General features: G+C 47.7%; 15 protein-coding genes. 2 read left to right on the top strand and 13 right to left on the bottom strand.

Annotated features, from left to right (window positions below):
- Positions 1-21 precede the first annotated feature (21 nt).
- Positions 22-522 carry an NUDIX hydrolase gene (locus METLU_RS0122340; RefSeq protein WP_231383678.1) on the bottom strand — a complete coding sequence of 167 codons (501 nt, stop codon included), beginning with the start codon at positions 520-522 and terminating at the stop codon, positions 22-24.
- A gap of 140 nt (positions 523-662) precedes the next feature.
- Here METLU_RS0122340 and METLU_RS0122335 point away from each other — a divergent pair, with 140 nt between their 5' ends.
- Positions 663-1,229 carry a c-type cytochrome gene (locus METLU_RS0122335; RefSeq protein WP_027160132.1) on the top strand — a complete coding sequence of 189 codons (567 nt, stop codon included), beginning with the start codon at positions 663-665 and terminating at the stop codon, positions 1,227-1,229.
- A gap of 331 nt (positions 1,230-1,560) precedes the next feature.
- On the opposite strand, the gene METLU_RS28855 is transcribed toward METLU_RS0122335, so the two are convergent.
- Entirely contained in the window at positions 1,561-1,812 is a 252-nt protein-coding gene (locus METLU_RS28855) for a hypothetical protein (RefSeq protein WP_231383721.1), read from the bottom strand.
- Here METLU_RS28855 and METLU_RS0122330 point away from each other — a divergent pair.
- Entirely contained in the window at positions 1,811-3,889 is a 2,079-nt protein-coding gene (locus METLU_RS0122330) for a spermidine synthase (protein WP_407939101.1), read from the top strand. The genes METLU_RS28855 and METLU_RS0122330 overlap by 2 nt on opposite strands.
- A 98-nt stretch (positions 3,890-3,987) precedes the next feature.
- Here METLU_RS0122330 and METLU_RS0122325 read toward each other — a convergent pair whose 3' ends face one another.
- From METLU_RS0122325 to def, 11 genes are all read right to left on the bottom strand, one after another.
- Positions 3,988-5,610: an ArnT family glycosyltransferase gene (locus METLU_RS0122325; RefSeq protein ID WP_027160130.1), complete on the bottom strand. Its 1,623-nt coding sequence runs from the start codon at positions 5,608-5,610 to the stop codon at positions 3,988-3,990.
- A 26-nt stretch (positions 5,611-5,636) separates the two neighbouring features.
- Positions 5,637-5,915, bottom strand: coding sequence for a lipid-A-disaccharide synthase N-terminal domain-containing protein (locus METLU_RS0122320; protein ID WP_036243420.1), 279 nt, complete (start codon positions 5,913-5,915; stop codon positions 5,637-5,639).
- Entirely contained in the window at positions 5,905-6,639 is a 735-nt protein-coding gene (locus METLU_RS0122315) for a glycosyltransferase family 2 protein (protein ID WP_027160128.1), read from the bottom strand. Before METLU_RS0122315 ends, METLU_RS0122320 begins: the two co-directional genes overlap by 11 nt.
- 109 nt (positions 6,640-6,748) lie before the next feature.
- Entirely contained in the window at positions 6,749-7,141 is a 393-nt protein-coding gene (gene rpsI, locus METLU_RS0122310; RefSeq protein ID WP_027160127.1) for a 30S ribosomal protein S9, read from the bottom strand.
- Between the two features lie 11 nt (positions 7,142-7,152).
- A complete protein-coding gene (gene rplM, locus METLU_RS0122305; protein ID WP_020159295.1) occupies positions 7,153-7,581 on the bottom strand; it encodes a 50S ribosomal protein L13 in 429 nt (142 codons plus the stop codon).
- A gap of 129 nt (positions 7,582-7,710) precedes the next feature.
- Complete coding sequence (locus tag METLU_RS0122300) at positions 7,711-9,072, bottom strand: sigma-54-dependent transcriptional regulator (RefSeq protein WP_027160126.1); 1,362 nt, start codon at positions 9,070-9,072, stop codon at positions 7,711-7,713.
- A 21-nt stretch (positions 9,073-9,093) separates the two neighbouring features.
- Entirely contained in the window at positions 9,094-11,235 is a 2,142-nt protein-coding gene (locus METLU_RS0122295) for a sensor histidine kinase (RefSeq protein ID WP_027160125.1), read from the bottom strand.
- Positions 11,217-11,801, bottom strand: coding sequence for a DUF4390 domain-containing protein (locus METLU_RS0122290; RefSeq protein ID WP_027160332.1), 585 nt, complete (start codon positions 11,799-11,801; stop codon positions 11,217-11,219). The genes METLU_RS0122295 and METLU_RS0122290 overlap by 19 nt, the downstream gene beginning before the upstream one ends.
- Complete coding sequence (gene rsmB, locus METLU_RS0122285) at positions 11,779-13,065, bottom strand: 16S rRNA (cytosine(967)-C(5))-methyltransferase RsmB (RefSeq protein WP_027160124.1); 1,287 nt, start codon at positions 13,063-13,065, stop codon at positions 11,779-11,781. Before rsmB ends, METLU_RS0122290 begins: the two co-directional genes overlap by 23 nt.
- A gap of 7 nt (positions 13,066-13,072) precedes the next feature.
- Positions 13,073-13,996 carry a methionyl-tRNA formyltransferase gene (gene fmt, locus METLU_RS0122280; protein WP_027160123.1) on the bottom strand — a complete coding sequence of 308 codons (924 nt, stop codon included), beginning with the start codon at positions 13,994-13,996 and terminating at the stop codon, positions 13,073-13,075.
- A 2-nt stretch (positions 13,997-13,998) separates the two neighbouring features.
- The gene (gene def, locus METLU_RS0122275; RefSeq protein ID WP_027160122.1) at positions 13,999-14,505 is read right to left on the bottom strand and encodes a peptide deformylase; all 507 of its coding nucleotides are present in this window, start codon (positions 14,503-14,505) and stop codon (positions 13,999-14,001) included.
- Positions 14,506-14,884 lie beyond the last annotated feature (379 nt).

Here is a 14,884-nt window from a genome sequence, read left to right as displayed (position 1 = left end):
AGCGGCCTCAGGCATAAATATTTACAATAAAGGAATATAATCCGTACCTTTCGAATCAACATCATATAATCCTGCCATATGATCCCCTTTATAAATGCAGGAAGTGCGCCTGATAATTTCCGCTAAGCCATCAACCAACTCATAGTCAGTGATGCTTTCCAACGGGACCCATTTTGCATCGGCAATATCGCTCTGAGCTATCGGCATCGCATGATCTTCGTCAATTAACAGGGCCAAATAGTCAATAATCACATAGTGAAAATTCTCAATCCGCCTTTCGACTACCGCGACAATATTTCTAATCTCCGTCTCCAGCCCCGTCTCCTCTTTAATCTCTCGCTTACAGGCCTCCGTTAAAGACTCGCCCGCCTCTAACTTACCGCCCGGTATAGACCACAAACCCATGGCAGGCGGTTGATTGCGCTGTATCAGTAAAACCTGGTTTTGACTATTGAACACGATCCCGCCAACGCCAATAGCAGGCATGGGAAATATACTTGCTGTGTTATCCGGTGCAATCATACTCAGCCTCTGAACTTTTTTATTATCACTTAATCTTTTTAGTTGTATAGTAAATGTTCCCAATAAAAATAAGACAGACGCGTTCAATTGCCCGTCTAACTCAAAATCATCTAATGCTCAATTCTTTTGTGAGGTGAAACATGGTTGTATTCAAGCAAATCCTTACGCTATTTCTATGCCTGGCCTGGTCTGCAACAATCCCGGTTTCAGCCGCCGACATAACAGCCGGCGAAAAAAAAGCAGAGACTTGTGGCGGCTGCCATGGTCCCAAAGGCAATAGCAGCAACCCCCAATGGCCGAATCTTGCAGCGCAGCAATCGAACTACATCATTAATCAACTGAATGCCTTTAAGAACGGGAATCGTAGTAATCCAGTCATGCAGCCAATGGCCGCTAACCTGGCGGACGAAGATATAGCGAATCTGGCCGCTTACTATTCAACCCAGAAAGCCGAAAAAATCGGCGGTGACCCGGCATTGGCCAAAGAAGGCAAGGCTAAAGCGAGTATGTGCCTGGGATGTCATGGTGCATCTGCTGAAGGTAATAACCAGTTTCCGAGACTGGCGGGTCAGCACCCTGAATACTTGGTTCAGCAGTTGAAAAGCTTCAAGGATGGCTCACGCAAAGGCGGCCCGATGCAGGCTATTACTGCCAATTTGTCCGAAGAAGATTTTAAAGCATTGGCCGCTTATTTTGGCTCTTTATAATAACAGCCACTGTATCGATAATTTTAAACTTATACAAACCTTTCGATTTCCGTTGTCGTTTTAATTCTATGCTTAACGGATTCAGTTTTTACAAACAATCGGTTAATCAAGGCAACTGATACAGTGACTACACGGATGCTCTTTATTTGAACAGCAATAAACAAGTGACGTCAGGCGAGAATATCCAAGGCAGAACGCACTCCAATGAATAATAATATACGATGCTACACTCGATAATATCAGCAGACGTTTAGCCCAATCGCAGGAAATGATGAGAAAATACCGATAGTCGTAGAGCTGGTAAATAAAAAAGGCGGTAAAACCGCCTTTTTTATTGCCTTTGCTTATCCCTGAGCATAGCAAATGCTTTATCATTAGCGCATTTATAACAATAAGCCCAAAGGGCGATTTTTAAAATGCGCAACCATTCAGAAACAAAAACAGACCGTAATTTATCTCTGATATTCTTATTTGCAGCGACATTATTTATCAGCGCCTCACTGATGTTTGTTCTGCAACCCATGTTCGGGAAAATTTTATTGCCCTTACTGGGAGGCTCTCCGGCAGTCTGGAACACCTGCATGGTGTTTTACCAAAGCATTTTATTCCTCGGCTATCTTTACGCTCACTATATTTCAACTCGCCAAAACCAGCAGCGCCAAATTCTGATACATGCTGGCCTGATGCTGGCCAGTTTTCTGGCCCTGCCTCTGGCGCTGCCAGAAAGCACTATCCCGCCGACAGACAGTGATCCTACCTTCTGGCTGTTCTGGACGTTGCTTCTAGCTATCGGCCTGCCCTTTTTTGTGGTATCGACTACGGCGCCGCTGATCCAAAAATGGTTCGCCAATGTCGGCCACCATACCAGTCATGATCCTTACTATCTTTATGCGGCAAGCAATACCGGCAGCTTGATTGCCTTGCTGAGCTATCCTTTTATTTTGGAACCGAACATAGGACTGGCTGACCAGAAAACTTACTGGAGCATCGGCTACCTGTTGCTTTGCATACTGATCGCCGGCTGCGCATCCATCTTATGGAAAACCCGAACACAAGCCGAATCCCCGCAAGAAAGCTTGATTAATACTGGCGATCTGAATCCTTACACCCAGTTGCACTGGCTGGCGCTGGCCTTCGTCCCATCCAGCCTGCTGTTGGGCCTGACCAATTTCATCAGCACCGATATCGCATCGGTACCGCTGCTGTGGATCATTCCATTAACGTTATATCTCCTGTCCTTTATCATTGTTTTTTCCAAATGGAATCCTGTCACCCATCCGCTAATGGTCAGGTTACAGCCCGTTGTACTGTTGCCGTTTATTGCCTACTCATTCATCAACCCGGCAGTGCTCCCCTATTGGATGGATCTGATGCTGCACCTGCTGGCTTTTTTTCTGGCCGTCATGGTCTGCCATGGTGAACTGGCTAAAAGCAGGCCCCATACCCGGCATCTAACAACTTTTTACCTGATCATGTCATTTGCCGGCATGTTGGGCGGCATGTTCAATACTTTCGTAGCGCCTTTTATCTTTAATGCGGTCTATGAATACCCGATCATGATAGTCGCAGCATTATTGCTTCGTCCCGGCCTGAAATCGTCGATAGGCGACCATAAAATGGCCTGGGTATCACAGTTAATATTGCCGGCGGCGCTTATCATTATCGGCCTGATTGTGTATGCCAGCAGCGATGATCTGCCTCAATATCTCGATACGATCGGCGTCGGCTTGATTTTAATAACCGGCCTGACCTATGCCTTCAGACGACAACCGATCACACTCGCCCTGCTGACCGGCATTCTTATTTTCTTTACACAGGGACTGCATGGACTGCTGTCCAACACGCTTTATCAGGAGCGCAGCTTTTTTGGCGTCCTTTCAGTACGCGAGAGTGTATTAACTGATGAGCAAAATCGCCCGGAAAAATATCACGAACTCTTCCACGGCACGACCAAGCATGGAGCTCAACGCCTGGCGGCTGCCCACGTTCAAACGCCGTTGACCTACTACAGCCGTCCGGGGCCTATGGGGCAGCTTTTTAAAGAATACGATAACGGTAACCAGAACTGGCAAGTCGGCGTTGTAGGCCTTGGCGCTGGCGCTTTGACCTGTTATGCCAAGCAGCAGCAGGAGTGGACGCTGTACGAGATCGACCCGCTGGTAGTCGAAGTCGCCAGTAATCCAGCGTATTTCAGTTATCTTAAGCAATGCAGTCATAATGCGATCATGCGCATAGGCGATGCCCGCTTGTCACTGGAAAAAGAGCCTGATAAGAAATTCGATTTATTGGTCATGGATGCCTTTAGTTCGGACTCAGTGCCGACACATCTTCTGACTCAGGAAGCGATTGAGCTTTATTTCAAAAAACTGAAACCCGATGGCATACTGGCTTTTCACATAACCAACCGTCATCTGGCGCTAAAGAAAGTATTATCCGATCATGCCAAGCAACTGCATTTAGCCGCTTTGATTCAGGAATTCAAACCGCAGCAGGAAGTTCCGCTGGTTGTGGCGACAGATTGGGTAGTTATGGCAAATCATGCCGAAACACTGGAACCGCTACGTCTTAGCCATCTCGGCAACTGGCAGAAATTGCCATTGTATTTTGACGTGAAACCGTGGACGGATGACTTTACTAATATTGTCAGTATCTGGAAATAAACCCGCGAGTCCGGCGCTATCTGTCGTTTTGGCTGAAGCGTCGGCTATCCGTCATGAAATATTTATAAGCAGTAGGTCGCTGCAGAAATAGTGTTTATCTAAGGCTTCAGAACAGAGCCTAGACTTGGGTTTTCAAGCAGTGCCTTACATGAAAGCAAGCCTATGTTCTGGCTTTTATAAGGATAATGATAGCTGATGACTGATTCAGGCAATGTTCTTGCATTCTTGTAAGTTACGATAATATAACCGTCTTGATGACTGTTGGCCCAGTCGTATAGACCATTGACGTTCTGCACTATAGTAAGCGGTTGCTTAAGCCGTCCGGCAAAATGATACTGACCATGATACTTGTTACCATACAAAGCGATGGCTTTGTTTTCATTCATTAAGCCGGCGATTTTTTGGGCCGCTGCCTTTGTATCGTAATGGTCTGCTTTAATCTCAAAAAAAGCGCATGAAATCGCCAGCGACGCCACAAGCGATGCCATGCAGAGATAAAAAGCGGAACTCGGCGCATCTTTGGCCTTAACCAATCCCAGAGTGATAGCAACCGTCAATAGCAAAGCGCCCCATACCGGCGAAATTAACGACAGCTCATCTCGCCAGTGATAATGATCATTAAAACCGGGCAACACCATCAAGATCATGCCAAATGAGGCGAATATTCCCATAACGACAAGATGGGCGCGCTTCCAGCAACCTTGATCTGCCACTTCATCTGCTGCCCGCGCCAGTATCAACGCCAAAGCAGGTAATAAGGGTAATAGATAATGGATCCGCTTGCCGCTGACTAACGAAAAAGCAATAAAAACAGGTACTGCCCAGGCCAGACAAAAACGCATGCCAGTATCGTTTAAGTTCAGCTTTCTGAACCCTGTCCATATGGGTTTCCATAGCAGCCACGGCAGCAGCAATAATGGCAACATTTCCAAATACCACCACCAGGGCAGTCGATGCGCAAAGGATTCGACCAAACGACCGCTAGTCTGCCCTAGGAAAATTGCCTTTCTATAAGCTTCACCGCCGGCGATACCGGCCGGTATCGCCCAGCACAAAGCGATGCCAGCACCTATTAAAACAGCAGCACCAATACGATAATACCAGTGCCGCCAGCTGTATTCGTTGGCCTGACGCCACCACGGCGCCAACAGCGCAACAGGTAGCAAATGCAGCAGAATCACAGGGCCTTTTGTTAAAACTCCTGCGCCTATCGCCACTCCCAGCAACAGCCAATACTTAAAAGACAAGCCCGAATAAGCGAGTTTCAATAGGCTATAGATACCCAGCAATGCAAAGAAAGCCAGCATCATATCGAACATCGTTAACGTGCTGAAAACGATCCAGAAAAAACATCCCAGCAATATCAGCGGCGTAAGCGCTTCGACTTGTTCTCTATCCTGCCATAATATACGAGCGATGGCACGGGATAAGAACAAGGATGCCAGCGAGAATAATGGGCCGATAATCCGCAGTGACCAATCGTTAACACCCAATACCAGCCAACTGAACTGCATCAACCAAAATAATAACGGCGGTTTATGACTGTAACTGTCACCATTTAAATAAGGGACGAGAAAATCCCCCCTGACCCACATTTCCCACGCAACGGCTGCATACCGGGTTTCATCGACGGGAATTAATGGGCGCGTGGAGAGATTAACTGCGATCAAGCCCCCCCAAAGAAGAACGATCCACAACCGGGCAGACAAGAATTGATACATTAGCAATATAGAAAAACGCGAAAAACTTATTCGATTTTCAGATTCTTATGTTCGTAAATAACAAAATACAGATTTCGCAGATAGATAAACAAGCCGGTTAATTGGCCGACAATGAACACAGGATCCTGTCGATGCACGGCATAAGCAAAAAGCGTAACTCCACCGGCAATACTGAAATACCAGAACGCTATAGGAAACACGCTTTTCTTCTCGCGCTCGCTCTTAAGCCATTGCACGATAAATCGAGCCGAAAACAATCCCTGCCCTAAAAAACCGATAATCAGCCAGATATTTTCAGTATCCATTTTCACTTTCCTTTATTACCGGCAACTTTGCTCGTTGCTTCAACCATATAACGCCTAATAAATCGGTAATTCCTACCCAAAGCCGGTCTAATGTGCCGTATTTTGAATAACCGGCCATTCTGGGGCGATGATTGACCGGTTCGGAAATTACCTGCCCCCCAGCTCTTAAAATTAAAGCCGGCAAAAAGCGATGCATATGATCGAAATAAGGCAATTGAAGGAATTTATCCCTTAAAAACACTTTGAGGCCGCATCCTGTATCAGGCGTATTATCACCCAGCAAACGAGCCCGCACTGTATTGGCCACTTTAGACGAAAAAAGCCGCCAGGCAGAATCATGACGTTTATTTCGCCATCCAGCCACCATCCATAAATTGCTTAGGTTACTGCTTTGCTGCACGAATACTTCATACAAGCGGGGAATATCGGCAGGATCGTTTTGACCATCACCGTCCAAAGTTGCTATATAGGAATAATTTGCGGCTTTGACCCCCGTATGAATAGCCGTGCTTTGGCCACAACTTTGTTCATGTCGAAAAACTCTCAGCGCCTTAACCTGCTGAAGTGCTTGCTGTAAAACAGCCGCAGTATTGTCGCTGCTGCCATCATCGACATAAATAATTTCATAGGCTTGCGCCTGACTCATCGCCTTAACGATCTCTTCAATTAACGAGAGAATATTATCGGCTTCATTATGAACAGGAACAACAATAGATATTTTCATATGACCTCCTGACCAGGAGATTCCTAAAACCCATAAAAAAAGGGCTGCACTCTGAGACGAATGCGACCCTTTCTTACTTGTATGTATAACCTTAGTTATACATAAATAATTAACGTTTTGAGTATTGTGGACGTTTTCTAGCTTTGTGGAGACCCACTTTTTTACGTTCTACGACACGTGAATCACGTGTGACAAATCCGGCTTTTCTAAGCGGAGAACGCAATGCTTCATCATATTCCATCAATGCGCGCGTCAGACCGTGACGAATAGCACCAGCCTGACCGGAAGGGCCTCCGCCTTTAACAATCACGTTAACGTCGAATTTGCTTTCCATATCGACGCATTCCAGCGGCTGACGGGAAACCATCTGATCGGTTTTACGACCGAAGTATTTTTCGATGCTGACGTTGTTAATAGTGATTTTTCCAGTGCCTGTTGTTGCGTAAACGCGCGCTACTGCACTTTTACGACGGCCTGTTCCATAATACTGAGCTGCTGCCATGGTCTACCCGCTTATAATTCTAAAACTTTTGGCTGTTGAGCCTGATGATCGTGTTCGGGACCTGCATAAACTTTCAATTTCTTGAACATTGCACGACCCAGTGGATTGTTAGGTAACATTCCTTTAACCGCGGTATTGAGAATACGATCAGGGAAGGTTTTTCTTAATTTGCCCAGACTAACGGTTTTCAGATTACCGACATAACCCGTATGATGCTGATACAATTTATCTTTTTCTTTATTGCCGGTAACGCCTATTTTCTCTGCATTGACTACAATAATGTAATCACCGGTATCAACATGCGGTGTATATTCTGGTTTGTGTTTACCGCGAAGACGACGCGCAATCTCAGAAGCAAGACGGCCCAGCGTCTTCCCTTCCGCATCAACTACGTACCAATCGCGCTTAACTTCTGCTGGCTTTGCACTAAATGTTTTCATCGTTACTTAGTCTTTCTGTTAAAGGCTCAATAAAAGAGCGAGAATTCTACTAAACGCCATCAACTTTTTCAAGTTTATTTACTATTTCGGGCGTATTAACCACATATAATAACAAATCACCGGCGTTACTCATAATTTAATATTCAACGAATGCAGTTTGCGATAAAGATGCGTGCGCTCCATGCCCACAGCAGCTGCTAACTTTGCCACACTGCCGCCATTTTTTTCAAAATGATATTCCAGGTAGGCTTTTTCAAAATGATCTCTGGCTTCTTTTAACGGCAGATTAAAAAATTCAGGGACTGACGAAGCAGTATAAACGTCACCGACAACTGACCCCAGCGCCAGCTTGACTTCATCTAGCTCTATATCTTCCCCAACACCCAAAATCATGAGCCGCTGCACCAGGTTTTTCAGTTCCCGTACATTGCCGCGCCAACTGTAATTGCGCAGGAAATTCTGAGCTGCTATGGAAAACCGCCGAAAAGGCAGCTTATCCTGGTTAACGAAATAGTCGACATAGAAGCTCAGCAATGCAGGCACATCCTCACTATGCTCCCGTAACGGCGGAATCTCGAGCGTGACTTCATTAAGCAAATAATACAAATCCTGCCGGAAGCGCCCCGCCTTGACCTCTTCATCCAATGCAATCCGGGTCGATGCAACCACTCTAACATCGACGCGAACCGCCTGGCTGCCGCCAACCCGCAAGAAAGAGCTGGACTCCAGGGCACTGAGCAACCTTAACTGGGTTTCTTTATCCATGCCGCCGATTTCACCTAAAAACAACGTTCCGTTATGCGCCCGCTCCAGCAACCCCGGATAAATTTTACCGGCATCCTCTTTGCCAAAAAATTCTACGGCTGAATTTTCCGGCGAGATACTGCCTACGGCCACATCAATAAAAGGACCATGCCGATGAGCACTGTTATTGTGCAAATAGCGTGCGTACATCTCTTTACCAACACCCGCTTCACCAACAAACAGCACGCGAGCCTCATGCTGCGCAAGCCGCTTTAATTGATCCTTGGTTCTTGCCACTGTAGCGCTCTTACCCACAGGCTCAAGATCAGTAATCAGCTGCTGCTTAAGCCCAGCATTTTCTTTTTGCAGATTACTGGCTTCCAGGGCTCTTTCGACAATCAATAACAGCTTTGCCAACGACAAGGGTTTCTCAAGAAAATCATAAGCGCCCAGGCGAGTTGCCTCGACAGCTGCCTCTACCGAGCCGTGCCCGGACATCATTATTACCGGACAAAGCGTCTCATCTTCGACCACCCACTCTTTCAACAGCGAAATCCCATCGCTGTCCGGCATCCAGATATCCAGCAGAATCAGATTGGGATCGCTAATTTTTTTTGACTCCCGAGCTTCGCGGGCGTTTTCGGCCATAGTGACCTGATACCCTTCATCTTCAAGAATTTCGCATACCAGGCGGCGAATATCCGGCTCATCATCTACGACTAATATACGTGGTGTATTTGCATTCATATTGTTGAGGCATTTAAAAATTTAAATAGCAGGCAATTGGATTATAAAGCCAGCGCCCACTTTACGACTGGTGTCAACCCATATGGCCCCACCATGTTCTTCAACTATTTTTTTGACAATAGCCAAACCCAAACCTGTCCCTTTGGCCTTGGTTGTCACATAGGGTTCAAAAATCTTCTCAATCTGTTCATCTTTGATACCGGGGCCATCATCATAGAGCGCTATTTCGATAAAATTGCCATTGTTCTTCCGCAATCGATTCAGGTTTATTTCGATCTGGCCTTTTGCATCGATCGCTTCCAGCGCATTTTTTATCAGATTATGCAGAACCTGCCTGATGCTGACAGGGTCGCCCTTGATCATCAGTAGACCTGCCTCATAATCGACTTTAAACTTGACACCCGACTGAACCGCATAAAGCGCCAGCACCTCCTGCACTAGACCAGGCAAATCAATATCTGCCGTTTGCTTCTTGGAAGGCTTGGCATATTCAGAGAAATCATCCACCATTTCCTTCATTGCTTCAACCTGCTGCACGATAGTTCGTGTAGAACGCTGCAGAATATCCGCGTCAGTAGCGGCCAGCTTGTCGGCCAGTTTATGCTGCAACCGCTCTGCCGACAATTGTATCGGCGTTAACGGATTCTTGATTTCATGAGCCAAGCGTCTAGCCACTTCGCCCCAGGCCGCGTTCCTTTGCGCCTGCATCAAATCAGTCACATCATCGAAAACCACAACCGCTCCTACCCGTCGACCTTCCTGGGAAAAAAGGGGCGTGCCCCGGCACAATAGCTCGCGCCGGCCATTTTGACCTAAAAAGGCAATCCGATGCTGCCAGATATCATCCGCTTGTTCCAATAAGCGCTGAATGACTTTTAAAGGCTCGGCAAGCTCGGCATAGCCATGGGCAATATCCGATAAAGTCTGCCCGATAAAGTAACTGACTGGAATATGAAAAATCCTATAAGCGGCCTGATTGACTGTGCGAATCTTATACAACGCATCAAAACTTATGACGCCCGCCGTTAAATTCGCCAGAATCGTCTCCAGATAGGCCCGTTGATTTTCGACTTCAAGGCCGGCCAGTCTGGTTTCATCCCGAGCCCTGGCAATACGAAGCGTCATTTCATTGAATGACTCCACCAAAAAACCCAGATCATCCTGCACGATAACCGGCAACTGCTGGTCATAATGCCCCGAAGCCACTGCCTGCGTACCTTTAACAAGCTCTTTTACCGGCGCTATAATGTTACGGATACTAATAAAGGCCACCCAGATGGCTGCCAGCAAGCTCATTAATAAAACGAGCGACAATGCCAAAGAGAAGCTTAATTTTAGTGAATCCCTTAAAAAGTGCATCTCCTGATAACGCACAAAGGCAAATTCCACCGAATCCGCCAAATCAGCGATCCTGACCGGCACAGGATACAGTGCCTGTAAATATTGCGGCTCTTCTGCCTTAACAGTAACAATAACGCGGATCATTAGCTGATCTTCACGCATTGGTGCTAAATCCACATACTCGGCATGCTGTCTTAATTGCAGCCAAATATGCTCGTCCGGCAGGCTCGGCAGGATATCGCCGGGATTAATGCTGCTCGATGCAATAATCCTGCCCTGGCGAGAAAACAACGTCATCTCGGACGCTTCCGAGAGCTCACGCAGATTCTCCATTTCCAGAGTAGCCAGACTTTCCGAGGCCTCTTGCAGCCTGTCAGTCAATTGTTGCGTTTGCCTTAAATGCCAGCGCATACGTTGATCCAGTGACGCCTGACTCAGTTCCAGCGAATCCTCCATGGCTTTATCGATTTCCACATTGAACCAGCTGTCTATACCCTGATGCAGAAACTGCATGGAAAAATAAAACACGATGGCGGCTGGCACTAAAGACAGCACCACAAATAGCGACACCATGCGCGTGGTTAACCTTGATCCGGCTTCACGCTTTTTTAATTGCCGGGTTAATGAATAAATATTGGCCCCGACCAGTCCCAGCAGCACAACCGACCCCAAGGCATTGACCAAAAGCAGCCATGAATACATCGCGCTCAACTGCGAAGACTCCTGGGTCGCCGAACTCATCAACTGCAGTGAAAGCAAAATGAGACCGAACAGGACTAGAACGGATAGGCTGACGGGGGGTTTTATTTTTTCAGGGACCATAAATACCAGTCACTGGACAGATACCATTGAGGATTAATATATGCGATCGGGCGTAACGGCAAAGGCAGCTCATCGCGGTCAAAACTGACCTTTATGCCCGCTATATAATGCGCGTCCGAAGCGATATCGGCCTTATCCATAATGGGCATATTGCGTATCATCGACATCGTATGCAATGCCGCTGACAGTGTGGAAAAATTGCCGACCGCTCCGCTGCTTTCATTCCTGACCCGGTATATATTCAATAAGGCATGATACTGGATACGGTAACGTATCTCTTTATCAAGCAACTTTTTGTTCCAGAGATAAGCGCGGCGCTGCTGAACTTTAACGTACACGGTCCAGAATAAGGAAATGCCATTTTGCAACGCGTCTTTCGCGCTATTGCTGAGCTGATAATCAATATCGGCCGATAAAACATAGCTATTTCCCCGCAAGGTCATCTCGGCCTTTTTGATGTTTACTGCAAATTCATCAGCATAAACAGAAACAGGACATAACCATGCCAGCGCACAAAGCAGGCAGATAGTCAGCAACTGAGGTTTATCGCTTAATGATACGGGCATAGTAAAAGCCATCCATCGCAGATTCCCCGGTAAAAATCTGCCGTCCGAACTCCCTGCCAGAGCCCCAGCTCGCCTCTATTGGCAACTGTGCCGCATCGCTATGCGCCGCCAAAAAAGCTTGAATCTGCTGCTCATTTTCCTGTTTTAAAACCGAACAGGTAGCATAGAGCAGTATGCCGTCAGGCGCTAAAAGCGGCCAGATGGCGTCGAGAATATTTTTTTGCAATGACTGTAGCTGAGCAATATCCTCGGCTCTGCGCAATAACTTAATGTCAGGATGGCGGCGGACAACGCCCAAAGCCGAACACGGCGCATCCAACAAAATCCGCTCAAAAGTCTGGCCGTCCCACCAGGCTTCAGGGTTTGCCGCATCACCGACCAATAGCCTGGCTGTCAATGTCAGTCGCTGTAGGTTCTCACTGACGCGCTGCATACGGGCCGCATCGATATCGACAGCCACCAATTCTTTCAGCTGCGGTTGGCTTTCAAGAATATGCGCGGTTTTGCCGCCCGGGGCCGCGCACACATCGAGCACTCGCTGTCCCGGTTGAACATCGAGCAATTGCGCCGCCAATTGCGCCGCTGTATCCTGTACCGAAACCAGTCCCTGCTCGAAGCCGGGCAGCAAGTCAACCGGGACCGGCCTATCGAGCCTCAGTGCCGATATACAGAAATCGACCGGCACCGCACTGATGTCACGTTCCGTCAATAGATTCAGATAATGCTCGCGACTGGTTCGCGCCAAATTAACGCGCAGGACCATCGGCGGCTGATGATTGTTTTCCAGAAACAGTTGCAAGGACTGTTGCGGCCAATCGTGTTGGATCTGTTGAATAAGCCAATGAGGATGACTGATGGCGGCCGATTGTTCCTGATCGGCTTGCTGCTCGATGCGGTCCTGCTCTCGCAGATAGCTTCTGAGCACCGCATTGATCAGTGACTTAGCCCAGGGCTTTTTACGGGCGGCGGCAACCGTTTCGGATACGGCGGCATGAGGCTTGACTCTCATGAATTGGAGCTGATACAAGCCGATTAAAGCCAGGCACTTGACATCGATATCCTTCAGCGGTTTATCGAGCAATTGGCTTAAGATAAAATCCAGTCGATGGTAATACCGGCAGACACCATAACAGAGAGCCTGAACAAATGCCCTGTCCTTAACGGACTCAATGGTTGGCATAACATTGTCCAGCGCCGCCGTTAAAGACTGCCCATCCTGCAACACCCGGGATAGAGCCCGGGCGGCGATCAATCTTGAATTCACTATTAATTCAACCTAACTTCAGCGCATCAACGTCATGAGCGTTAAGAAAAGCCTGAATACTCATGCGTTTCCCCCCCGGCAATTGCACTTCATGCAACCGCAGCATGCCCTTACCGGTAGCGACATCCATAGTTTTATTGACGCAACGCACACTGCCGGGCTCCGCATTGGCATCGTCATTGATAGCCTCGGCCCGCCAGATGCGTAATACTTCGCCCTGATAAAGCGTCTGCGCGACAGGCCACGCATTCAAGCCTCTCACCTTTCTGGCCAGTTGCTCGGCCGGTTGTGTCCAGTCCAGGACCGCTTCGCTTTTTTCCAGTTTTTCGGCATAAGTCACCAGCGCTTCATTCTGCTTTTCCGCGTGCACGGTCCCGGCTTTTATCTGCTCCAGCACTTTAGCCAGTCCGATTGCGCCCAACTGCGCCAGCTTGTCGTGCAAATCGCTGGCCGTATCGTCAGGTCCGATCACACACTCTTCCTTATGCAACATATCGCCCGCATCGAGCTTTCGCACCATCTGCATGATAGTCACGCCGGTTTTTTCATCGCCCGCCATAATGGCGCGCTGAATAGGCGCCGCTCCGCGCCAGCGCGGCAAGAGCGAGCCATGCACATTGACACACCCCAGGCTCGGCATATCCAGCACAGTCTGCGTCAAAATCATGCCATAGGCCACAACCACGATGAGATCGGCATTGAATGAGGCTATTTGCCGCAAATCCTCGTCGGTCTTCAGTGTCTCCGGCTGAAAAACAGGCATGCCAGCTTTCAAGGCCAGTTCCTTGACAGGACTTGGATGCAATTTACGCCCTCTGCCGGCGGGACGGTCGGGCTGCGTATAGGCGGCGCAAACCTCATGCTCCGAGTCCAGCAGCATCTGCAGGGTGGGCACGGCAAACTCGGGCGTGCCGGCAAAAATAATCTTCATGATCAACTGTGTTCCATCTTATGAATTTTTTCCAGTTTTTTCTTGATACGCTGCCGCTTTAACGGCGAAATATAATCGACAAACAGTTTGCCATCCAAATGATCCAGTTCATGCTGCACGCATACGGCCAGCAAATCACGGGCTTCAAACTCAAAAGGCTGGCCGTCTCTGTTGACAGCTCTTACCCTGATATGCTCGGCCCGTTTTACTTTTTCAAAAAAGCCGGGCACGGAAAGACAGCCTTCTTCGGACTCCTCTACGCCGTCCTTTTCAATGATTTCGGGATTAATGAGGAACATCGGCTCATTTTTTTCTTCACTGACATCGATCACGACAATGCGCTGATGCACGTTCACCTGAGTCGCGGCCAGCCCTACTCCACGTGACTCATACATTGTTTCAAGCATATCATCGATTATTTTTCTGATTTGATCATCGACCGTTTTGACAACGGCGGCTTTCTTGCGCAACCGCTCATCCGGAAACTCGAGGATAGTTAAAATACTCAACAAACTCTCCGCTAAATAATTGAATACAGGAATTCTATATGATTTCACATAGAATCAAAACGCTCTTTTTAACCTTTGATTGACCGACAGAGCTTATAAATTCGCCTCTGGAGCCGCACGTTTTAAGGCTTGAGATGGACAAAACATAGAGGTTTTGCAAAAAAACAGGCGCGGGGCATTTTACGCTCGCTCAATTATGCCCAACCAAAGCCTTACGAGGTCACTTTCAGAATAAAGAGGGAATTAACTGATCTTATAAACTAACAGCCGGAAGTTGCTCATTAGAAAGATAATGATTTACCGAGTTCAATCTGAAGACACGATTGAGAGAACAAGTCGTCTTTTTGACAATGCCTTACTTAACGCGACTCGTGTTTAC

Origin of the sequence: Methylobacter luteus IMV-B-3098 (genome assembly GCF_000427625.1) — a bacterium.
Lineage (GTDB): Bacteria > Pseudomonadota > Gammaproteobacteria > Methylococcales > Methylomonadaceae > Methylobacter > Methylobacter luteus.
Note: the sequence above shows the minus strand (reverse complement) of the source record. Positions and strands in the feature narration are given on the sequence as shown.